The following is a 22,032-nucleotide window of genomic DNA, read 5'->3' as shown; positions in this document are numbered from 1 at the left end:
GCGTGACCGAAAAGCAGCGAACCAGGATCGGTTCCAGGCAGTGGCGGATCTGGATCGACCCACAGAGTGTGGTTTGGTATCGCCAACACCCGTTTCGCAATCCGACCAAGAAGAACGCGGACTACTCCGGGTTGTCGGGGTGGGTGACCAAGAAGTACTACCATGTCCAGCGCAGACGGCGTTTCATCGGCGGCACATGGGACGAGGCCGTCGAGCGGTTTGAGGAGCACGGCTCGTATCAACGGCTGCAAAGCCTCTGGGCGTCGTTACCGAATTATCGGGAGAGTGCCTGGTACCAGGAAGTGCTTGAGGACATCGCGTCACGCGGGAGGCACACCCACAAAGGACATCGAGTGACCTCGGAGTCGGAGGCACAGGAACTGTTCGAGGGTTCTCTGATCCCGATGCTGTACAGCTTTCGTGACGAAGGGTACCGGGAGCAGGAAGGGGAGGAGGTGCCTCGCGCGATGATTGGGCGAGGCGGAAGGCTGGTCAAGATCTCAATCGGCCGACATCGTCTGGCCGCGGCGCAGATTACCGGATCGCCCGGAGCCTTTCCATTGAGGATCGTGGCGATCCACCGGGACGTGTTGAAGGAGCAGCGACGTGGCGGGGCCCGCTCGCGTCGCCAGGCGATTGAGCGGTGCCTGGAGCAGGTCCAGGAGGCCTGCGCCCCGGGCGGGGAATCGCGGTAGGGGCGCGTGGCTCTTCGCATCGGCGTAGAGATCGATTACAGGCGAGGGCAGCCCGCCGCAAACCATTGCCCGAGGGCCGCTATCAGGGGCAAGTCGTAACCCTCGATGACCCGCTTCGCCCACGCGGCGTGGATCAGTTCGACCTGGACGGGAACCTCGGCAATGCCCACGGCTCTGGCGATGGCAAGCCGATGGGTGCCTTCTCCGCACTTGAGCAGCGTACCGTCCCGCCCGATCCGGACTTGGATCTCCTTGGCGCCGTGGGTCCGCCCGGGCGAGATCCCATGCTGGCGGATGCTGTCGGCCAGTACGGGGATATTGCTGAAGTACGCGTCGATGTCAGTGGCGCTCTCCAGCCCTTTCAAGTGGGTTCGCCCCTTCTGCCGGATCTCCTGACACAACTCGTCGTAGATGGGGAGTTGCCGATAATCGGCACCCTCGAGCACTGCAACGATGTGGTCATGCTCCCAGCTTGCCGGCATGGTCTCGATGCGGTCCCAGTCGCCCCAGGCGATGATCCAGGGCCACATCTTGATCGTCTCCGGCCACCGGGCGCGCCGCGTCTTATGGTGAATCAGTTCGGTTCGGACCGGGAAGAGCCCCGGGGGGCGCCGGCGGGGGATGGCCAGGGCTGACAACCACCAGGGCCGACGAATGCGATCCGCCCAAGGGTACAGTGCGTAGCACGGTAGTCCCCCGATGTAGAGCACCGGGTAGCGCAGTGTGCGGGGATAACGGCTGTCGGACATAGCTATGAGAGGTTACCTCTTCGCTTGCAAGAGTGACCGGGCCCGCTCCACCTCAAAGCGCTGCTGGTTTCTGGCGATTCGAGAAAATACGCTACGCGCAACACGCTCTCGCAAATCGTAAGGGTCCGTTTTGCCGAGTCCCTCGGCGCAGCCACAAAAAAAATGTTCTACTGCTGAATGCGTCAGTACATCTGGCTCAAAGCGTGAGCTACGGAGCGTATAAAGAAAGGCCTTTCCGAGAAAGTATACGGTCACTGCGGTTGGCACAAAACGGAATCGGCGTAAGCCGTCCACATCAACCAAAGTTATTACTGCGTTTGCGCCGGAATCATGAACGAGGATGTTTTTCGTGCTCGGGTCGATGTGCAGTGTTCCAGCCCGGTTAATTTGCCCAAGAGATAGCCCCCAGAGATAGAATGCCTCTTCTAGAATGTTCGGCGCAAGGTCGTCCGCTCGAAGTGTTTTGTGCAGTGTAGTGCCAGGGCTTTCTAGAGTAATCAATAGGCTCAGGTCGCTTCCCCGAGCTGTTGCAACGGGTTTAGCGAAAGGGATTCCGATTTCTTTTAGTCGAGTCACCTCATCGTAAAGGCGTTCCGGTGGCCTTCCAAGGTCCTGAAGCCGCTCGTAAAAGCTTTTTTTTCTATACGTCTTCAGGATATACGTGAAGTCTTGGGACGGGATAGACCATACTCGAGTCCTGCCATCCTTAAGAAGAACAGCCCGGCCGGTTTTTAGCTCATCCCCCATCGCCGGAGCAATGATAGCTCGTAGTTGTTCAGGAGAGATCGCCCCCCTGGTTAAAGCAATCGGGTTTATCATTTGGCAGCTCGAGGATCGGGCGCCTGTTCGTTCAGAGACGAACGGGCTCGGTTGATCCGGTCGAGAACAGCGCTCCAATCCGGGCCGAGCTCTTCTTCGACCATAACCAGCTGAGTGTCGGATAGCCGAAGCGGGGGCGCGTTTTTGAAGAACGATTTCGCAGCAAGCAGACGTGCCTTGCTGACAGCACCGCGCGACCGCAGTGCCCCGGTCGCGGCGTTAAGTCTGCGTAGAACCGCAGCCTGGCGGGAGTTTACGCCTTCATTTACCCTCTGCCTGTTACTCTTGACAGGTTGTGGCACGGGGGTTCCGAGGAACCTTGCGACCGCACCGTAAAGCGCCTGAGGGCTATCCCGGAGCTCCTCGTAGCAAAAAGGAAAAAGTCGTCCCGGGAACGCTGCTTCCAGGGCGTCTAGGCGTGGCCCGAGTAAAAGCTCGTCGGTTGTCAGGATCGGGTTGTCGTCCCTTGCTCTGCCCACGAACTGATCCAGCGCGGCGGTGCCGCCAAAGCGCAGGTAGTGCTTATAGATGGATAGCAGCCAGCCAACCGGCTCGCGGAAGCCGACTAAGGCATAAGCATTTGGGAACAGTTGGCCTATGCGGATAATCTGCGCGCACTGGCGGTCTCGCCATGAGTGGCCCGATTTGTCATAGGCATCAATAAGGCTGCCGGACAGGCTTTCACTTGAGAAAAGGACTATCCCTTCCTGGCTTTCTGCCATAGTTCTCAGGGAGTCTTTGGGGAGGGGGCGCCCGATATAATCGACCCCCGGCCAGTTGGGGAAGATGCAGCGCTGTAGGAAGCTGCTGCCAGTCTTGTGTAGCCCCAGGTGGAAAACGAGTCGGGGGTGTCCGCGTTGTAGAGACATTAGGACTCTTTGCTCCCCCCAGTATGTAGAGAATATGACTGCATAGTTTCTTCAATTACGTCTGTGGTACGTTGCAAGATGCTGCCCGGGGTTGATCCGAGAAGCGCAGCAACCGCCCTTCGCTTCGGGGACCAAGTCGGGTGGTGCCAGCCTCGATCTTCCCATGCTTTGATCGCGTTTTCGAGCTCCTCATGGGTCGAAGCAGGTTCGCATATGCCTAGGGCCGCATGCGTGGACCCCAAGCGGCCACCCGGGAGGTATGCAAGGTAGTGGTTGGGGTAGCGAAACCGATAGAGCTCAATAACCGGCTTATCGGCCGCCGCAGCGTCAAGGATAACGCTTGACCACATGGCTATGGCGAGTTCCGTCTGTCGAGCGGCCACGTATGGATGCTGATGAGTGATACACCATCTCTCACCTTCACGTCCCGGGAGGCTGGCCCGCAAAAGCTCAAGGTCTTCTCTAGGGTGGGGCTTGACCAGCAACCTTACATCCGGCCGATCGATTAGTGATTTCGCCAGGGCCTCGATGAGCCTGCCATAGTCGGCTGTGTCCATGGCCTCGTTCACAGGTCCCCGGGTCAGGAAAAGCCATGTGCGCCTGTTGTGGGCGGAGCGTGGTTCGTCCTGATCGCCGGCCGTGCTTGAGTCGGTGATGCGCTCGAGCCACTGCGCATCATACTTTAGGAGGCCTACAGCTTGGACAGAGGGCTGCCGTCCAGGAAAACGGACGAGATCAGCCTCCTCCGGGGTTTTGGCCAGGAACAGGTCGGTCGGCGCACCGCGGCCCGGTCGCGGTTGGCTCGCGCGCTCCTCTTTGGCCACCGTAGGGTGCGCACCGTGGTGGAAGCTGACCTTGAGGGCGTCAGGGTTGCGTTTGCGCAAGCAGCGCTCCAAGGGAGTTTCCGCTTTGTGGTTGCGGATAAGTGCACACACTCCCGCTTCTAGGAGTCCTCCGTGCTGTAACAAGCGCAACTCTCGCATCGCCAGGAGTGGCGCACGAACCCTCCAAAATGCGCCGAGCGAAGCATGCCGAATGCCGGATTGCCGCTCCCCGGAAGGTAGGTTCCGTTTGAGCTTGAACGAGCTGCTGGGATCGTGATGAGCCCAGACGCAAACGTCTGTTAAACGCTTTAGCTGAGCGACCAACGCCGGGAACTGTTCCCGCTGCTGGTGCATTCGTGCATCTTGAAATAACGCGACCCGCGGTATGTCCTGGCGCGCCCTAGAGAAGGCGTGCAAAACCGGTAGTCCGGCATCAAGTTCGGCCCAGTTCCGTTTAACTAGGAGGACTATAACCGGCCTGCTGGCTGCCTTTTGGAGGGGGCCTTCAATCGTGAATTCAGCGTGCATGGTGGCCAGCAGGTTCATCAAAGTTTTTTTCGATCATGTGATTGTCCCGGCTTTCGCTTGCCCCTGATCTCCCTAAGCGAAGCGCCTTGAGCCAAAAGGGCAATTGTCGCAGCGAGCTTGCCAATCCCCAGCTTCCCAATTATTCCTGATCTAGTTTTTCGGATCGTTTTCAGTTTGCGCCGGTATGAGGAAACCTCTGTATCTCTTTCTGCATCGCGACCCTTCAGGCTCGCACTAAGCAGCTCAAGCTCTTGTTCAAGTCCTTTTGCGACCTGCGGATATTCGGTAGGAGACCGATAATGGGTGATGGCTGGCGTCTTGTTCTTGTGGGGGATGCGAAGTTCTTCCTTGAACATATGATTCCAAAAGGGATGAAGCGGTAATACACGGACGTCTGTAGATTGTGTGATAGCTGCGTGGAGCGTGGGTTGATCCTTTTGTTTCCCGTCCCGTACGTACCATTGATGCCAGCGCTCAAAAAGCTGCGTCACTGCGCGTTTGTTTCGAGCGAAGAACACACCCCCATTCCATGCTGGGAGTCCCTCGTATGCGGCCAGCTGCGGCGCGATCTCGTAATCTTTATTGGTAAGAGTGCCCTCTGGCTTGGCAGCCAAGTCGAACCAGTCAAGCGCCCGGAAAATTGGGGAAAGGTCGCGGTTGATGGTGGTATCGGCATCAACGTAGCAGAAGAGGGTGCTTTCTACGAAATTACATATTCTGGTTTTATAGTGCCGGTTGTCCAGGTCGTGTGATTCGACTTCAATGGTTTTTTCAAAAGGGCTTGCGCTGCAATCAGCATCAAAGCGAAGGTTTGTAACTAGAGTTTTTTTTAGATTAGGGTTCGAGCGTTGCGCAGTGCGGGCTGAATGCCACGCCATGGTTGCGTACTCAACTCCGAATGCAAGGTAGATTAGCTCCGCATCAATGGCCTGTTCGCGCTGTTGGGGATCGCGGTCTTTTGCATCTTGGTCGGCGGAATGGGGTACGGCTGTCAATAGATCAACTCCTGCTCGATGATCCGGATCTCCTCTTTTTTTAGCAACCGCTTATACTTTTCGATGTTCCGTGCAGAGGCTTCCGGCTCGTATCGCGAGGGTGTGTCCGGATTCAGTTGTAGGTGCTCACAAATCGAATTTGAGGACTGATCGTGATTCTTTATAAAATCCTCGAAGGTGATTTTTTTCAAAAGCGGGCTTTCGATGGCATCGAGGCGTTCTTTTAGAGCCCTGTACCAGCGTACGAATTCGTTTACGTCTTTTGCTTTCTTGTATTGCTTAAGCTCGGAGAACTGATCGCGTGGGTCCCGTGTGACAAGAATAACCTTGCGATTGTGGAAATATTTGGTTGAATGGACAGGGTTCCATCCAGACCCGGCTTGATTTAAAATAACCGGCCTGTTTTCGGTGGGGCGGAAGATGCGGTCATGCATTCTCTGGGCCGCGTCCACAACTGCATCAGGTTGGGCGATAATATGCGTTGGCTGTACTGGGCGTTTTCGTCCTAGGCGCTTCTTCCATTGGTTCATTGCGCGTTGGCTGGTAGATTCAAACATGCGCTGCCAGGCGAGCTTCATCGGCATTCGGGCGATAGTTATATCTTCGATGAAGTCTTCAGCCGCGTTTAAAAAATCGGGTAAGTGGTCGCCATATCCTTTTCCGTATCGGTAACGGCTACGAGGTCTATGTAGTTTTTTGGCGAGATCCAAAAAAGAGTAAACGGCATGGTCTGAGAGCGTGTGGTGGAAAGAAGTGCCTGCAGCAGACTCCAGTGCCATGAGGCCATGAGGTAGTTGCGGGAGCAAATACTCCGATGTGCCAAGGGGGGGCGAGAGGTCGCCTCGTCCAATGAGGTAATCCAAGACTGCGCCCGATCCGGAGTAAGTGGTCCCTAGTATGACGACATAATTGGGTTGTGGGCTTTTATGACTCATAATGATGTAAAAGGCTGGTGGGCGTCTCTCGGTTTTGGGGTAAGTGTCAATGGTGGGGTGACAGGCGAGAGTGATTGGTTGGTGTCGCAGTAGGAATTAATCACCTGTTCTAGCGCGAAGGATTTTCGTTAGTATCCTATCTAAGCGGTCTTTTTTGCGGGCGTTCTTGTTCATATAGATGTCGTTCTGGCGACTCCGTATGGGGGTCCGCCACTCTCCATAGAAGTGCTCTAAATATCGCTCGATGTCGGCGTAAGTTGTCACAGTTACTCCGCGGATGGATACTTCGGTGGAAGGTTCCCATATCATCCGCGGTAGGACCATGTTCGGTCTGCGGCGTCTACCGAGTGAATCTTTTCGCCAACCGAGTAGCTCAAAGTACCCCCCTGGGTGGGAAAAGTCGACCTTGAGGTTGAGTGCTGTCCTTTTTAGTAGGTTCGGAGCGAATCCGGCGGAGGCGGCGTTATCTCGGATTTGGTTGATCCGAGTACGTAGTTGTATGGCACATATATCAAAACCAACATCCCAGTCCCAAGGGATGAAGTCGCCATCACGATATAAACCCAATAAAGCCCCTGTACCGAGGCGATACTCCGTGACGCCGCTCTCTAACAAGACATCCCTCATCGCAGCGACTCCCGCTGCACGAAGCCGTAGGGTCTGTTCGGAGACAGGGGTCAGGTCGCCGGATGGGTGCGAGGTTGGCGAAGTCCTGTTGTTGGCTTTCACGGCGTGCTCGCTGCGGTTGGTGTTCGGGTGGCATAGAGAGGCGGTATGCGATCACTGCGCTGGGAGGGCAGAGCGTCGGAGATGGCTAGCGCCCATTTGTATACCGGCCCTGTCATGAGGGCGTCCAGAAGTGTGTCGCTACTCGCAAATCTAATGGAGAGTCTATCTCTGCCCACCCATTCTCAACAAACGCGGCGCGCGCCTCCCAGCCGCTATCGATGAGATGCTGCAGGAAGCTGGTCATGTACATGTTGTCGTAGTCCTTGCCGTCGTAAGTGGCATCGCGGTCCATGGCGCGCCAGACGGCGGGGATTTGGGAGACGTAGTCGGCCCTTATCTTGACCAGGCCCATGTACTGGCCCTGGATGTCTTCGTAGCCGGTGGGCTTTTTGCCCAATTCCGTGACCCGGTTGCTGTCGGTGAGCTTGAGCGTCTCGGCGTCAGCTAGCGGGTCATCCATGCGAGCCTCCCAGTAACGGCGCCAGGCGCGATCAACGGTCAGGCAAACCGGGGCGTCGCACTCGAGCAGGGCCTGGAGCGCCCGCGGCTCGTAGACGATATCCCCGTAGGCGATGATCAGATCCTCACTGCCGTCCATGATCGACTCGGCGGCGAAGAGGGTGGCGACCATGTTGGTTTGATCGAAGCGCTTGTTGATGTGCAGGGTGATATCCGGGCGCTGCAGCCACTCGGCCCGGTAGCCGCCGACGACGTGGATATCGTCGACACCAGCGCTGCGCAGGACTTCGAGCTGATGCTCAAGTAAAGGCTTGCCCTCGAGCTCGACCATGCACTTCGGCCGATCGTCGGTGAGCGGGCGCAGGCGTGTGCCCTGCCCGGCGGCGAGGATGATCGCTCTCATGGGTTTGCTCCCAGGTGATTCGTGATGAGTTTTTGGTCGGCCTCGGCAGTGGGTGTGTCGCGCTCCGGGTGCCACATGATCCCTAGCCAGGGCAGATCACAGTGGCGCAGAGCCTCGACGCTGCCATCTTCGGCCCAGGCCAACGGCTCGAGCTCCGCGCCCAGCGCGTCACCCGGCACGCCGTGGTTGTGGTAGCTGTTGACGGTGCGTCGGCCGTCGGGGAGCCAATTTCCGGTAATGGTGTGAGCTACGGCTACGTGGCCGGTTTGTGGCACCAGCTCCCCACCCTGATGGACGTGGATCATCTGCATGCCGCGGCAGATGCCGAAGACGGGTACGCGGTGTAGCCGCGCGTAAGCCAAGGCGGCATGCTCCAGATTGTCCCGTTCGGGCGCCTGGCCGATGTCATTGCCGCCGCTGAGCAAGACGCCTTCGGGGGCCAGGGCATCGAGGTACCCCGCGGCGGCGCGGGCGTCCTCCATGGCATCTCCGCAAGCTGAGGCGATGGCGCTGCACAGGGGGATGGGCAGAAAGCCCAGGTTCCAGAGCAGCCCGCCAAGGCGCACGTCCAGGGCATCACGGGTTTCATCGCGCCCGGCGATGGCATCGCGGCGCTGGCTCACGGCGATACGTCTCACCGGATCACCCGCAGGATCTGTCGTGGGGGGTCGAGCTCCAGTACCCGGGCCTGAGCAATCTCGCGGTAGCGCTGTTCGCCCACGCCGATCGCTGCCGGCAGACCAAACTCCGCAGCCCGGATGGCCATGTGCGAATTCGCGCCGCCGAAGAGCGTGATCAGGCCGGCAATCCCCTGGCCGAAGAGCCAATCGTAGCCCGGGTCAGCTTGGGGGATCAGGGCGATGCGCCCGGCAATCGGTGGCGGTTCATCGGCGCTGTGGCGGGCCAGGTCGATGGCCTCGGCGGTTACGGCGCTGGATCCGACGAAGTTGGGGCGGTCGGCCCCGAGCAGGAAGGCGTCGAGCTGCTTGGCATCACCCATCAAAGGCGGCAGCTCGCACGCCTCGGCGATCTTGCGGGCCTCACGGTTGGTCGCCGCCTGGGTACGCAGCGCCTGGGCGGTATCGGCGCCGGGGCACCGGGCATCGCGAGTAGCCAGCAGACCGGGTAGTGGCAGATCGGCCAGCTCACTGCGGCTCAACCCATGCTGGTCGCCGAAGGCTGCCAGCGCCTCAAGGGCGGCGGAAAGATTGCGCGAGAAGACGAACTTGGCGTACTCCCGTCCCTCGATGGCCTGACGGAGGAATGTCTCTACGACTTCGGCCTCGGCGGGCAGCTCCAGCTCCGCAAGCGCGGCCAGGAAGGCGGCACGCTCCCGCTCCCATGCCGTAGCGTCCGCCTCCTCGAGCTCGGCCTCCTTCGCGTGCTCGACCAGCGGGCGGAGAAAGCGCTCCGGGTCGGCGTCGTAGCGCGGCGAGTGGATGTCGTAGGTGCCGGGGCGCAGATGCCCGTAGCGCTCGACAAAGGCCTCCCACGCCAGGGTGCCGTCGGCCGTGGCCCGAGCGTCGGCGGTCAGTTGGTGGCTGACCGTGCGCAGGGTGGAGAGGAAGCTCTCGCGGGCAGCAGGGCTGATCGCACCGGTCGCCTCGGCGCCGCGCAGCAGGGTCACGGCGACAAAGCCGCTGCGCGCCAGGTGGGCGAAGGGCAGCGTGCCCAGGCGCCGACAGTCGTCGAGCAAAAGGCGGGCCCGCTCCAGCGGATCGAGCTCGGCGTGCTGGATGCGCTCAAACCGCTCGGCCAGTCGCTCAATGCCGGCGAGATCCTGCTCGCTGCGGGTAAAGGCTTGGGCGGTGATGCCGTGCAGACCGGCACGCAGCTCGGCGATCTCTTCCTTCTGTAGCCCGGCCTCCCGGCGAAGGCGTTCCTTCCAGCCTTTGAAGCCCGGGGCGAGGCAGGTGGGCACCACCTCAAACTCGACCTTATCGTGGAGCTGCGGCCGCGCGCGCAGCCAGTCCACGTAGAAGCGCAGCAGCTTGCCGGCCACTGGCTCGCTGACACTAGCCGGGATGAACGAGGCAAAGCTGGCGCGGACATCGACAAAGGGGCGCCCTGCGAAGCTCACCAGCAGCGGGGCGGGACGCACGTCGCGGTAGCCGTACTCGGCGCGCTGCTGCGCCCAGACCTCGTCCATGACCAGCTCGCGGTAGAGGCTCTCGGCCAGCTGCCCGGGGGCGGTGCCTATGATCTCGGCTGGGTTCCAGTCGGGCATGACGCCGTAGAGTGGGGGCGCCTCGCCCGGCAACTGCGGTGGGGTGGGGGCCAAGCGCCGCCAGGCGTGATGGGCCTCGGCCAGCGCTTGATTGCAGGCCTCATCTCCGACCCCGGCCTCGGTGCGGTCCACGGCGATGGGCCGGACCTGGAGGATGTGCACCCGATCGCTGCAATCAATGGCGAACTCCACATCCAGGGTATCAAAGCCGAGCAGTCCCTCGATCTCCTGCAGGGCGGTCAGTACCCCCTGCAATCGAGGGTCAGGCAGTTCGGAGACCTCGGCGCCGCGGCGGTGGAGCAGTGTGGCGTGGTTCGTGCTGCTGCCGCTGGTAATCCCTTCGGTGTTGCCGTCGCGCTCGTAGTTGATGACGTACCAGGGGGCGCCACGCTCCAGTGTCCGGGTAAAAGCCACGCCGCTGATTGCGACATCATCGAGCATGGGCTGGACGAGGACCTGATCATCGTCCTGGATGCCAGCGTAAGAGCCGAGCACCTGCTCGATAGACGCCTGTAGGTCGGCGTCGGGATCGACGCCGAGCACGCTGTGATAGGCGCCGGCATTGGAGGCAGTGAAAGCGTCCTCGCTGCGTGCCGAGGAGCGCACCACCAAGCTCTGTCCGCCGAGTTGATGGCGGACGCGCTGCAGGCACTCTGCTGGATTCTGCTGCCAGTCGGCGACGGTGAAGGCGACCTGATCAAGGATCGTGGCGCTGCGGACCATCCCGCGCAGCCGGCTGAGGGTCTCGGCCTTGGTGCCGAGCACAAAATGGGCGATGTCCCGTGGCTCATTGACCTCGGCCCAGTCGCCGCGGGCGTCCACAGCTTCGACGGTGAGCCCCTCAGCTCGCAGGTATTCGATCAGGCCGGAGAGATGCACCGTGCGTAGGCTCTCGGGCATGTGCTCCTGCAACCGGCGCAGGCGATCCACGGCCTCGGGCGCGAAGTAAACCAGGCCGATAAACTCGCCATCGGCCCAGTCGACGGGGATGTCGGATCCCAGCCGCACGGCATGGCCGTTGGCTACAGCAACTTTTTCGCAGCGAACTAGATCCTCTTCACTGCGCCCGGAATAGCGCGTGCGCCAGGCGCTGTCCCAGGCGATTGCTATAGGGGCATGCGTTGCCCGTAATTGCTCCACAAGCCAGGCGCGGAAAAGGATGTCGCCGTAGCTGACCAGGGTCGGCTGGCTAGCGTGTAGTGGTGCTACCAGCAACGAGGCACCGCTACCTGTCTCGGCCCAGTCCGGGTTTTCAACTACCGACAAGGCAGCGTTTTGTGCGCGGATGGTACTCGCTGAGTAACCAGCCACGAAGGTAAGCTGATCAAGGCCAGTATTAATAGAATTTAAGGTCCATTCTAAAACAGTTGTGCCGAATTGTGTCCGCGTAAGTGGTGACGGGGTCTTCCCTTTGTGCGGCTCCCCGGCGCCCAGTATTACGGTGCTTGTTTTTAAAGCGTCCTGCGCAAGGCCTTTCATTTTATATACGCTCGAAGTCCAGCTCTACAAAGTCTCTTTTGTAGAGCTCTGTGACTGCTCGGTATGTTTTTGATGTGTAATAATTTTTTATTTGTGAGCTTGCACCAGTTTGATGGGGTATGTGTAGAGTAAGATCCTGTGTGGAATTGGGGGTGACTCGACTTAACAGGCTTGGGAGGTGTGTCGCTAAATCATCCATCTTTATGATCGAATCAAATTCTATCGGTTTTAGCAAAAGGAGCTCGGTTTGCGGAGTCCAGTGCGGGTCAGCGAAAAGTCCTCCATGCTCCAAGTATGTGCAGAACTCCCCGAAGCTCGGAGGGCTGCCATTTTTCTTAATGAGTTCCTTAGGGCATCTCCCTCCCCGTGCCACCTTGTCCAGGTAGGCAGATAAGGCTCGGGAATACGGGTCGCGGACAACAGTAAATTTTAGCAGATTTGCAAAAGCGTCTACCTGCTCTTGTGTGAGTTCGGAGGGGGATAGGAAGTCCCTTTTTATGTCTCTAATTTCGCGTTCTTGGTTTTCTTTTATCCGTGCAATGGTTGTTACAACTGTCGAGTTGGCGGCTTTAGGTATTCGGTTGTAAAAAATTCCGATATCAAAATCGACAAGTCCCCTTTGATCTGCGCTCCTGATAGAGTGTGCCCCTTCGAAAGGGTGTCTCACGTAAAAAGGGGTTTTTCTTGTTCTCCTTCTGCGCGTTTTTAGCTGGTTTTCTATTTTTTCCCGCTGCTTCGCCGCGCGTAGAAGGAGGGCTTTTCCTGCTTTAGAGCTGTTTATGCGGATCATTGTGGTCTCCCCTGGGGGGGTTCGCAGTTTTTTTTGTTACGACCTGGTGTGCCACGGCCATTCCCAGTGGAACCCAGAACATAAGCCACACTGCGGACGGTGATGCGAGAGGCCAACGCGTATAAGCTAGACTGGTTATGGCATACAGGACTAGTAATCCGAAAATGCAACTCAGCGCGTCCGCGTTCTCAGACTGGAGATCCCTCCTTTTCCAAGCATACCAAGACGCGTACCCAAGAATTGCAATCAAGAGAAGCAGTCCTGGGGCGCCTCCTTGCCGCCAAAAAGAAAGATAGGTGTTGTGCGCGTGGGAGGAGTCGCGATCTCTTAACGTTCTCTCGATATCCTGTGGGGCGAGCATCCCGTAGCCCAAGAGCGGTGCCTGGGTTATGTCGTCCCAAGTCGATTTATAAATATCAGCCCGTGCTTCAATGTTCCTGCTTTCGGTCAGGTCTCGCCCCCCTGTGTCAATATTAAATATTGCGCCGAGTGCGACGATTATAAAAAGTGCGAGAGCTATTAACGCCTTTTTCTTTTGGTGCCAAAAAAGAATAGCTGCGAGAGCAAAAAAGATGGCGATCCAGATGGTTCTCGCCTGAGAGAAAACCACCGGTCCCAGTGCAGCAAGGAAACAAGAAAAGAAAATGACGCGCGATTTCCACTGGCTGCTGGATAAAGCGAGTGCGAAGGCAATGATGCTCGGAGGGGCGAACAGGGTTGCGACCCGGTTTGGGTTGCCGGCAAAAGCGATGTCAAGGCTCAACCGCGAACCAAGTTGAAAGCCGTCAGTAGATTGGATATGGGAAAGGCTAAAGTACAGTCCTGCGATGCCTCCAGAAATGGATATTAAAGAAAAAAACCAGTACGGAAAGCGGGGGAGACGGGTCGAAGCGTGGGTGACGATCGCAAAAAAAGTAAGAATTATGAGAGAATATCGTATAGCGTCCCATATCGCTTCTGTGCCACCATTGTGTAAGGTTAATAAGGTCGATAGCGCGGTCCAGGCGATTAAGGCGCAAACCAGCAAAAAAATCGGGGAGCTCGCAAGGGGGGTCCAAGTGCTCGGGCGCCACGCTAAAAGGAAGATAAAAGGTGCGACCGCCAAGGCATAATATACGTTCCTGACGCCAGGCGAGGAGCCGGTAGCAAAATACATCGAGGCATAAAAAAGGGTGACGATTCCGGCCAAGTAAACCGAGAGTATATGGTTACTGGGAGGTAACCAGGCACGGAGGCGAGTCGTTGTAGGCATGAGCAACCTATGTATGTCGGAGGCGTTCGGTGATGGCTGGCGTGCAGCTGGAATCCATAGGCAGACACGCTACCGCCGAGACGGTCACGCCACGCAAGGTGGCCCGTCTGGCAGGACGGTCTGGCTTGTGAGCGGTATCCAAGCACGCAGACGCGGAAGGAGCAAGGGCTACGGACGCGCTTTAGTGGAGGGCTGCACCGCGCCGCTGTTGGTGCCGTGAGAGGGGTTGCGGGGCTAATAAAGTGGGGTCGCGCGTATATTGGGGAAAACTGGGGCTGTTCGCTCTCAGCCCGCCACGAACACTTCGCCCTATCCGCAGCACCCCCCGCTGCAGCGCAAAGCCCCGCATATCCTGCACCCGTGAAGGCCGGTGGCCTCGCTGGAGGCAACGCACCGCAACGCGAGACAAGGCGGCGCCGCCGCTGATCCGCGCCCGGGCGCTGAGTCGGGTCAGCACCGCTGACCCCGTCACCGTGACAGCGCAACCGTCCCGGGCGCCAGCGACCCGAGTGGGGCGGCTGCGTGGTGGCAGCGCCGCGTGCGCTCGGCCTGCTGAGGGCGGTCAGCGGTGGCCTCTGGGTGGGCTTGTTGCGGTTGGCCGCGCCATCGTAACGCCGGGCGCCCAGGTTGCGCGGGGGCCGGGTGCTGACTTCCTTGCGCGGGAGGTGTATACCTGTACACTAGTGATCAGCGTTCACGGACGATAGTGGAAAGGGTGCGCCATGGCGAGCTTCTGCATTCGGCCCAATGGCACGATTCAGTACGATCTGTGCATCTACGGCCGCCGGTTCCGGGAAAGCTCGGGGCTGCGGGATACCCCGGAGAATCGGCGGCGCGTGCGGCGGAATCTGCGCAAGATCAACGCCGAGTTGGAGATGGGCACCTTCGACTATGCGGCCTGGTTCCCGCAAAGCCGCAAGCTCGAGCGCGCGCAGCGCTGGATCCGGGAGCGGGGCTCGCGCGCCCCGGGGCGGCGCTTCGCGGACTATGCGCGGCAATGGCTGGCCCTGCACGAGGGCGAGTGGAAGGAGAGCTACCGGCGACGCGTCGAGGGCGTGATCCATCAGTACCTGATCCCGCACTTCGGCGACTGGCCGCTCGATCAGATCACCGAGCGCGCGGTGCGCGCCTTCCGACAGGGGCTCATCGATCAAACGGACGCCCGCGGTCAGCGGCGGCTGAGCAACGCACGGATCAATTTCATCCTCTCGCCGCTATCCGGCATCCTGCGCTTTGCCGAGCGGGAGCTGGGGATGCCCTCACCGATGGCCGGGCTCCCGCCCCTGCGCGATGACCGCAACGACCCGATGCCGCTGACCGCCGAGCAGGTCAACGCCTTTTTGGAGGTGGTCGACCCGCGCCTGCGGCTGTACTTCAAGCTGCGCTTCTACACGGGGCTGCGCTCCTGCGAGGTCAACGGCCTCAAGGTCAAGTACCTCGACCTGGAGCGTCGCCAGCTCCGGGTCCGCGAGGCACGCGTCGATGGTCGGCAGACGACGCTCAAGCACCCGAAGACCCGGCGCGAGATCCCGCTCTCGCCGAAGCTGGCCGCGGAACTGGGTCAGCATGTGGCCACCAAGGCGGCCGAGGACTACGTCTTCGTGCGCGAGGACGGACGGGCGATCGAGTCGAGCTGGGTGGCGGAGCATCACTGGAACCCGACGTTGCGCCGGCTCGGCCTCGCTGCTCGTCGCGTCTACCAGACCCGGCACACCGCCGCGGTCCTGCACCTGGCAGCGGGGGAGAACCCGCTGTTCGTCTCCCGACTGCTCGGCCACTCCTCGACCAAGATGCTCTTCGAGCGCTACGCGCCGTTCGTTGCCAATGCGCTCGCCGACGACGGTTCCGCTTTCGAGGCGATGATGGCGCGGTTGGGGACGACTGAAGCAGCTGGCCGAGTCGCATGACGGCCGGTTGGGGGATCTTCCGCCGGGGCATCCGCTGGAGAAGCCGCTTTTGGTGTACATTGCCAGGGTCTACGGCTCGGTCGAGGAGGCGGACGTACGGCAGGCGCTGGAGCAGACGCGGCCGGGACGAGCGGAGGAGTTGGTGATGACGCTAGCAGAACAGTGGCTCAAGCGTGGAGAAGAGCGGGGCATTCAGAGAGGGCGTGAGGAGGGCCGGCAAGAGGGCCGTCGGCAGGCTGCGGCGCAGACGCTGCTCCGTTTGATCGAGCGCAAGTTCGGCCCGGAGGCCAGGGAGGCATCGCGGGCCCGCATCGAGCGCGCCGCGGTCGGCGAACTGGAGATGTGGCTGGACCGGATTCTCGATGCCGAGTGCGTGGAGGATGTCTTCGGCACCGGGTAGGGGCGAACGGGCATTCTTGCTGGTCGGTGCGCGAATCGTGAGTCCGGGCGCCTAGAAACTCGGCCGCTGCCAGCAGTGGAGACTTGAGCCGGCACGAAGCGAGCGCCCAGCTGGTCTTTTTGCTGGAGGCGGTTTATCGGGAGGGCCGCCTCAGGAAGTCGCCGCGCCGCCCCAAGGGAGGCGGCGCGGGCATGCCACGACGGGGCAAGCTCGTAGCGCCGCCAGTTCGCTTTCCGCTTATGTTCCCGGTACGGGGGCGAATGTGGCTGCCCAGGTCACGAACAACGTCGCGCCCGCGAACGCCGCCGCATAGGACGCGCGAGCGAGGGTTTCGCTATTTTGGGCAAGCCGGGCGAGCTCATATAGAACTTCGCCGGTATCGGGTGTCTGGATGCGGCGCAGCACGCGCAGCTCAATCGAGCTGGTACGGGATGTCGCCGAAGCGCTGCATGATTAGGTTACTGTCTCTCAAGTGCTATCATGTGCTAGCACTTGAGGGGGTCGCGAAGAGACAGGCTATGAGCAGCATCAGCGTCCGCCGCTTGGATAAAGAGACGATCGAGCGCTTGCGCGCCCAAGCAGACCGGCATGGCATATCCATGGAGGAGGAGGTGCGGCGCATCCTGCGGTCGGCGGTCTCGGAGCCGGAGCGCCTGGGCGATCTCGCTCAGGCTACGTTCGGCCCGAAGCATGGCGTAGAACTTGAACTCCCAGGCCATGACCCGCACGAGCCATGTGCGCCGGAACGATGATCGTGCTCGGACCTGCGTGAGCGCTTCGACACCTTCATCCATACGGCGTTCGCACAGCGCATCCTGGGTTTCGATCAACGGGCCGCTCGCCACTACGGGCGCATCATGGCGACGTGGCGACGGGAGGGCCGGCCACTGTCGGCCCCGGATGGGCAGATCGCTGCCGTGGCCCGCAGCCGCGGTCTGGCGGTTGCCACCCGCAACGAGCCGGATTTCGCGGGAATCGGCGTAGAGATCCTCAATCCTTGGCGGCTGGATAGCTCTCCCTAAGAAAGACCTCACCCTTGACGGTGCGGCCTCGATCGGCCAAAGCGCGCAGCTGTACGTGGCCTCCAGTCGCGCAGCGCCTGGCCGAAGTGGGCGCGTGGAGGTCGCGCCCGCGGACCCAGCTGTCTCTGCGCAACAGTTTGTCGTGAGCCTCGAGGGCCTGCCGTGCAGGGTCGCTTCTCTTTCGCATGCTCGGTCGCACTATGGGTCGGTACGCAATTCGCAAGTCCTGACACCGAGGAACGAGGCTGACTGCTGGGGTAGCGAGCTCAGTTTATGACAGTGTGGCCTGGTTATCCCCCGGGATCCGCTCTTCCGCCCACCCCATACCGATGCGCTCTTGCTCCAGCCGCAGGGGGCCGGCCTCCGCGTCTCCGGCCTGCAACTCGGCGAGGGTGGCCGCCTCCTCGTGGGTGAGCCGCTCCGGGGGCGCGGCACTGGCGGCGCCGCGCGGGTCGGGGACGCACAGGTGCCGGTGGGCCGCCAGGGTCGCACGGTCCATAAGCAGCGAGCGAGTGTGCGGCCAGACGCCCCGAAGCCGGTCGAGGATGGCGAAGCCATCGCGGTCCAGGTCCCCCCAGTAGGCGATGGGTACGCGCTCCAGCCAGGGCACCGCGCCGAGGGCATCGACCGCGTAGCCGAGACCCAAGATCGCGGCCGTGCCCGACACCGGTGGTAGCGCCAGGCCGGTAGCCTGGTTCTCGGTGATCAGCAGTTGGCGCAGCGGCGGCGTATCGGCGGCCAGGTCCAGACGGGCGAGCTCCTCGACGGGTACGGCGAGATCGGTCAGACCGCGGATGGCCAGCTCCGGGTCGAGCAGCCGCAGCCTTATCCGCGTCGGCGCCTGCCGGAGGCCGTAGCGGGCCTCGAAGCCGCGGGCCCCGGTGTAGCGGGTATCCACCGCCTCGGCGGGCAGCACAAGGTCGAGCAGTTCACCGAGGAGCCGGCGCCGGGACTCGATGAACTTGGTATCAACGCCGGGGATGTCGAGCTGGCGCAGGTAGATCTCGGGGCGAGGGTGGTCGCGGAACCAGGCGCAGACGGCGAGCAGCTTTGGCCAGTCCTCCGCGTGCTCCAGAGCAGTCAGCGGCCGCCGGGCGAGCCACGGCAGCAGTTCCGCGGCCTGCTCTGCGGTGGCGCTCGCGACGGCATCGAAGGCGGCCGCCTCGCGGCGTCGCCCCAGAATTTTGAGGGCGTCCTCCGCGCAGGGCACCACCGCTGCGGTGGGCAGCTCCTGCCGGCCGTGTACGCGGTTGCGCTGCGCCTGCCAGCGCAGGTCGTAGCCAAAGCCCCGGCCCTCGCGGCTGCCGCGGCGCAGGCCGTCGGCCCAGTCGGCCACGGCGCCGAGGTCCTCGTTGATCTCATGGGTCCGCGGGCGCGTAAGGCTGACCTCCACCGGGAAGGGCTCTGGGGCCTCGGCCGTGGGCACGCGGGCGGCGAGCAGCGTGCCGCGGGACCAGAGCCGCTCCAGCCGCTCACGGACGGCCTCCGGCGTACTCCAGCGCCTCAAGCGGTGCCCTCATCCGCCGCCCGCGCCCGCGCTGCCGGGGTCTCGCTCCGGTCCCCGGCACCGTCCACCTCCCGGCCGGCCCCGGGGTCGGCCTGCTCCGCCCGGTACTCGTCGATGGGGATGTGGCGCAGCTTGGAGTGCGCCCCGTCCGGGGCGCTGACCAGGCCGACGCTGGCGACGTAGGGCTCGATGATGTGGATCTTCTGCAGCGGCGTGACCACCAGAAGCTGCAGCCCCAGGCGCTGGAACAGCTCCAGGCCGAAGCGGGCGGACTCGTCCGAGCCGCGGCCGAAGGCCTCGTCGATGAGCACGAACCGGAACGAGCGCGAGCGCTGCCGCTCCCAGTCGAGCCCGAACTGGTAGGCCAGGCTGGCGGCGAGCACGGTGTAGGCCAGCTTCTCCTTCTGCCCGCCGGACTTGCCCCCGGAGTCGGTGTAGTGCTCGTAGGGGGCGTCGTCCTCGCGCCAGCGCTCCTCCGCCGAGAAGGTGAACCAGTTGCGCACATCGGTGACCTTGCGCCGCCAGCGCCGGTCCGCCTCGGCGGTGCCCTCGCGGCCGCGCAGGCGCTCGATGATGGCACGGATGCGGGCGAAGCGCGCCTCCGACTCTGCCTCGGAGGCCTCGCCGTCGTCGTCCACCCAGCCCTCGACGCAGGAGCGCAGGTCGTTCTGGAAGTCGCGGATCTCGGCATCCTGAGTCGGGTCGGCAAGGAGCTCGATGTAGCGCCCCGGGTTGAAGTCGATGCCGTGCAGCGAGCGGTTGATGGTGCTGATGCGCTCGCGGATGGACTGGCGCTGCCGGTGCAGGTGCGCCTGGAAGTTGGCGATCTCGCGCAGGGTGTTCTCGTTGAGCAGTTCCCGGAAGCGGCGCTCGAAGCGGGGGAGGTCGTCGCTCTTGAGGCCGTCGAGCAGCGCCGCGTACTCGCCGTAGGCCTCGACCCGGGCGTCCATCTCCTGCGCTTCCAGCGGCCACTGGTGGCGGAAGTCGGCCATCGCGCTGACCACCTTGTCCGCCAGGCGCCGCAGGTTGCGCTCCACGTTGTCGATGTGCCGGCTCACCCAGCCGCGCACGGCGCTCTGGGCGTTGGCCAAGCTCTCCACGGTCAGCGACTGCTCCGCCAGCGCCTCCTCGCGGATGCCGTCGAGCAGCGGGAAGGCCTCGCTGCGCTGCGTCTCGGTGGCCGCCTGGTGGCGCTCGCGGGCGCTGGCCAGTGCCTCGGCGGTGCGCTCGCTGCGATCGGCCAGCCGGCTGCGCTCGTCGCGCTCCTTGAGCAGCAGCTGCTCGAGCTCTTGGATGCGGGCCTCGACGCCTTCGCGCTGCTCCTGGAGCGTGCGCAGCCGATCGGAGCTGGCCTGGATGCGCTCGCGCTCCGCCTCCAGGCGCTGGATCTCGGCCTCCACGCTGTGCCAGTCCAGCTCCTGGAAGTCGGCGTAGACCTCGATCTTGTCCAGCGCCCGGATCTGCTCCTGCCAGCTGCGCAGCTCCTGCTCCAGGCGGCTCATCCGGTCCGCCAGCTCTTGCATGCGCGTCTGGTAATCCGCCGCCTGCCGCTCCAGGGCCGCGATCTTGGCCTCGTTGGACCAGCCGAGGATGAAACGCGAGCGGTCGTTGATGCCGTGGCGGTCGTCCTTCTCGTGGCGGTAGCCGCCGCTCTTGATCTGACCGGCGCGCGTCACCGCCCGCTGCTCGCGGCGCAAGGTGTCCAGATCGTCGCAGCAGGCATAGTCGAAGCGCTCGGCGAGTTCGGCCTCCAGCCAGGTGTAGAAGCCCGAGTCCGGCCGGATGGCCAGGGCCCGCACCAGGGAGTGCGGGTGGAGCTCCGGCGACCGCTGCTGGCGCTCCCGCACCCGGTAGTAGACCAGCCGGCCGCGCAGGTGGGTGCGGTCCACCCACTCGGCAACGCGCGGGTAGTCCCGGTCCGGGACCAGCAGCGAAAGACCGAAGTTGTGCAGCAGCCGCTCGGCGGCCCCCTCCCAGTCGCGCGCCTCCTTGTGGACCTGGATGAGTTCGCCGGCGAAGGGCAGCTCGTCCGGGTCCAGGCCGGTCTCCTTGCACAGGTGCTGGCGCAGTTCCAGCATCCGGGCGGGGATGTTGGAGCGCCGGGCGCGCAGGGACTCCAGCTCCTGCTCGAGCTCCTGGTGGCGGCTGCGCAGCTCGCGGAAGCTGACCTCCAGCTCGGTGCGCTCGTTCTGGCGCTCGCTCAGCCGCGCCTCGGCGTCCTCGCGTAGCCCGGCAAGGCGCTGTTGGTTGGCAAGGAAGGTATCGGCCTCGTCGGCCCGGTAGAGGCCGAGGTGCTCGGCGAGGGCGTTGTAGGCGTCGGCATTGCGCCGGCGCCGCTCTGCCTCGCGCTGGTGCTCGCCGATCTGCTGCGCCAGGGCCTCCAGGCGGTCGCCGCCCTGCTCGGCGATGGCCCGCTGGAGCTCCTCGCGCTGGCTGCGCTGGCCGGTGAGGTCTTCGTCGAGGCGGCGGATGCGCTCGTCGTAGCGCCGGATGCGGTCATCCAGCCTCTGCCGGCGCTCCTCGAGCAGCCGCGCCTCGATGCCGGCGAACCAAGGCTCCAGGGCCTCGCGCGCCGCGCGCCAGGAGGCGGCCTCCGCGCTGAGGCGATGGTGCTCGTGGGCATCGGCGATGAGCGGCTCCAGGGCCTCGATCTGGGCCCGGGCGCGGATCACCGCCTCGTGGGCGCGGCTGAGATCGTCGAAATGGTGGATGAGGGCGTCTATGCGCTCGTCCACCGGCTCCGGCTCGAGCATGTGGCTGCGCACGAAGTCGGTCAGGTTGCCCACCGACTTCATGGACACCGTCTGGCTGAACAGCTCCAGCGCCTGCTCGCCCTCGATGCCGAAGCGCCGGCGGAAGGCGGCCCCGTAGAGCGGGAAGGTGTCGTGTACCTCGATATCTGGCGCCTCGCGCAGGCGCTTGCGCAGGTTCTTGATGTCGTGGCCGAAGTCGGAGAAGTCCCGGGCGATGGTCAGGTCCCGGTCGGCGATCACGTGCATGCGCTCCGGTTGCCCCGAGCCCGAGAGCCAGAAGACCTGGGCCAGGGTCACGCCGTGCCCGTAGCCCTCATTGAAAAAGTAACCGAGGATGACCGAGAAGCTGTGCTCGTCGCGCAGGGACACCGGGCGGGCGCTGCCGCCGGTCTCCTCGCGCTCGGCCTTGTAGTGGCCGAGCACGTAGGAGCGCAGGGAGCGCTCACGGCCCTCGGCACCGGCGGCCTTGTTGTAGGTGATGCGGTGGGCGGGTACCAGCAGCGTCGTGAGCGCGTCCACCAGCGTCGACTTGCCGGAGCCGTTGTCGCCGGTGAGCAGGGCGCTCTCGCCGCCCGGGGCCATGGACCAGACGCGGCCGTCGAAGGTGCCCCAGTTGTAGAGCTCCGCGCGATGCAGCCGGAAGCCGGTGCGCTCGGAAACGGGGGCCAGGTCAAGCTCTTGCAGCTTCAT

General features: G+C 62.6%; 17 protein-coding genes. 4 read left to right on the top strand and 13 right to left on the bottom strand.

The genetic code is table 11. The annotated features are described in order from the left end of the window. The first annotated feature begins 2 nt into the window (after window positions 1-2). Window positions 3-695 carry a hypothetical protein gene (locus tag LRG10_RS11180; protein ID WP_238635613.1) on the top strand — a complete coding sequence of 231 codons (693 nt, stop codon included), beginning with the start codon at window positions 3-5 and terminating at the stop codon, window positions 693-695. Window positions 696-730: 35 nt separating this feature from the next. Here the strand turns inward: LRG10_RS11180 and LRG10_RS11175 are convergent, their stop codons facing one another. From LRG10_RS11175 to LRG10_RS11130, 10 genes are all read right to left on the bottom strand, one after another. After that, window positions 731-1,225 (bottom strand): hypothetical protein, encoded by a 495-nt coding sequence (locus LRG10_RS11175; protein WP_238635612.1) that lies wholly within the window; start codon window positions 1,223-1,225, stop codon window positions 731-733. Window positions 1,226-1,456: 231 nt separating this feature from the next. Next, window positions 1,457-2,263, bottom strand: coding sequence for a hypothetical protein (locus LRG10_RS11170; RefSeq protein WP_238635611.1), 807 nt, complete (start codon window positions 2,261-2,263; stop codon window positions 1,457-1,459). Continuing rightward, entirely contained in the window at window positions 2,260-2,985 is a 726-nt protein-coding gene (locus LRG10_RS11165) for a hypothetical protein (RefSeq protein ID WP_238635610.1), read from the bottom strand. The genes LRG10_RS11170 and LRG10_RS11165 overlap by 4 nt, the downstream gene beginning before the upstream one ends. A 1,516-nt stretch (window positions 2,986-4,501) precedes the next feature. Then, window positions 4,502-5,479, bottom strand: coding sequence for a putative nucleotide-diphospho-sugar transferase (locus LRG10_RS11160; RefSeq protein ID WP_238635609.1), 978 nt, complete (start codon window positions 5,477-5,479; stop codon window positions 4,502-4,504). After that, window positions 5,476-6,342, bottom strand: coding sequence for a sulfotransferase family protein (locus tag LRG10_RS11155; RefSeq protein WP_238635608.1), 867 nt, complete (start codon window positions 6,340-6,342; stop codon window positions 5,476-5,478). Before LRG10_RS11155 ends, LRG10_RS11160 begins: the two co-directional genes overlap by 4 nt. 913 nt (window positions 6,343-7,255) lie before the next feature. Then, entirely contained in the window at window positions 7,256-8,005 is a 750-nt protein-coding gene (locus tag LRG10_RS11150; RefSeq protein ID WP_238635607.1) for an NTP transferase domain-containing protein, read from the bottom strand. Next, window positions 8,002-8,643, bottom strand: a complete 642-nt coding sequence (locus tag LRG10_RS11145; RefSeq protein ID WP_238635606.1) for a gamma-glutamyl-gamma-aminobutyrate hydrolase family protein — start codon at window positions 8,641-8,643, stop codon at window positions 8,002-8,004. The genes LRG10_RS11150 and LRG10_RS11145 overlap by 4 nt, the downstream gene beginning before the upstream one ends. Beyond that, window positions 8,640-11,240: a PEP/pyruvate-binding domain-containing protein gene (locus tag LRG10_RS11140; protein WP_238635605.1), complete on the bottom strand. Its 2,601-nt coding sequence runs from the start codon at window positions 11,238-11,240 to the stop codon at window positions 8,640-8,642. Before LRG10_RS11140 ends, LRG10_RS11145 begins: the two co-directional genes overlap by 4 nt. 472 nt (window positions 11,241-11,712) lie before the next feature. Continuing rightward, the gene (locus tag LRG10_RS11135; protein WP_238635604.1) at window positions 11,713-12,501 is read right to left on the bottom strand and encodes a sulfotransferase family protein; all 789 of its coding nucleotides are present in this window, start codon (window positions 12,499-12,501) and stop codon (window positions 11,713-11,715) included. Continuing rightward, window positions 12,479-13,690, bottom strand: a complete 1,212-nt coding sequence (locus tag LRG10_RS11130) for an O-antigen ligase (RefSeq protein ID WP_238635603.1) — start codon at window positions 13,688-13,690, stop codon at window positions 12,479-12,481. Before LRG10_RS11130 ends, LRG10_RS11135 begins: the two co-directional genes overlap by 23 nt. 785 nt (window positions 13,691-14,475) lie before the next feature. Between LRG10_RS11130 and LRG10_RS11125 the strand changes: the two genes are divergently transcribed. Together LRG10_RS11125 and LRG10_RS11120 are read left to right on the top strand one after the other, a co-directional pair. Continuing rightward, window positions 14,476-15,660 (top strand): Arm DNA-binding domain-containing protein, encoded by a 1,185-nt coding sequence (locus LRG10_RS11125; RefSeq protein WP_238635602.1) that lies wholly within the window; start codon window positions 14,476-14,478, stop codon window positions 15,658-15,660. A 52-nt stretch (window positions 15,661-15,712) separates the two neighbouring features. Then, entirely contained in the window at window positions 15,713-16,060 is a 348-nt protein-coding gene (locus LRG10_RS11120) for a DUF4351 domain-containing protein (RefSeq protein WP_238635601.1), read from the top strand. 485 nt (window positions 16,061-16,545) lie between these two features. Here the strand turns inward: LRG10_RS11120 and LRG10_RS11115 are convergent, their stop codons facing one another. After that, entirely contained in the window at window positions 16,546-16,890 is a 345-nt protein-coding gene (locus tag LRG10_RS11115) for a hypothetical protein (RefSeq protein ID WP_238635600.1), read from the bottom strand. Between LRG10_RS11115 and LRG10_RS13285 the strand changes: the two genes are divergently transcribed. Continuing rightward, on the top strand, window positions 16,825-17,082 hold the full coding sequence (locus tag LRG10_RS13285) for a type II toxin-antitoxin system VapC family toxin (protein WP_338018484.1): 258 nt from the start codon (window positions 16,825-16,827) through the stop codon (window positions 17,080-17,082). The genes LRG10_RS11115 and LRG10_RS13285 overlap by 66 nt on opposite strands. A 271-nt stretch (window positions 17,083-17,353) precedes the next feature. Here LRG10_RS13285 and LRG10_RS11105 read toward each other — a convergent pair whose 3' ends face one another. Then, window positions 17,354-18,589 (bottom strand): DUF3322 domain-containing protein, encoded by a 1,236-nt coding sequence (locus LRG10_RS11105; RefSeq protein WP_238635598.1) that lies wholly within the window; start codon window positions 18,587-18,589, stop codon window positions 17,354-17,356. After that, window positions 18,586-22,032, bottom strand: coding sequence for an ATP-binding protein (locus tag LRG10_RS11100; protein WP_238635597.1), 3,447 nt, complete (start codon window positions 22,030-22,032; stop codon window positions 18,586-18,588). Before LRG10_RS11100 ends, LRG10_RS11105 begins: the two co-directional genes overlap by 4 nt.

Source organism: Halorhodospira sp. 9628 (assembly GCF_022228075.1).
Lineage (GTDB): Bacteria > Pseudomonadota > Gammaproteobacteria > Nitrococcales > Halorhodospiraceae > Halorhodospira > Halorhodospira halophila_A.
Note: the sequence above shows the minus strand (reverse complement) of the source record. Positions and strands in the feature narration are given on the sequence as shown.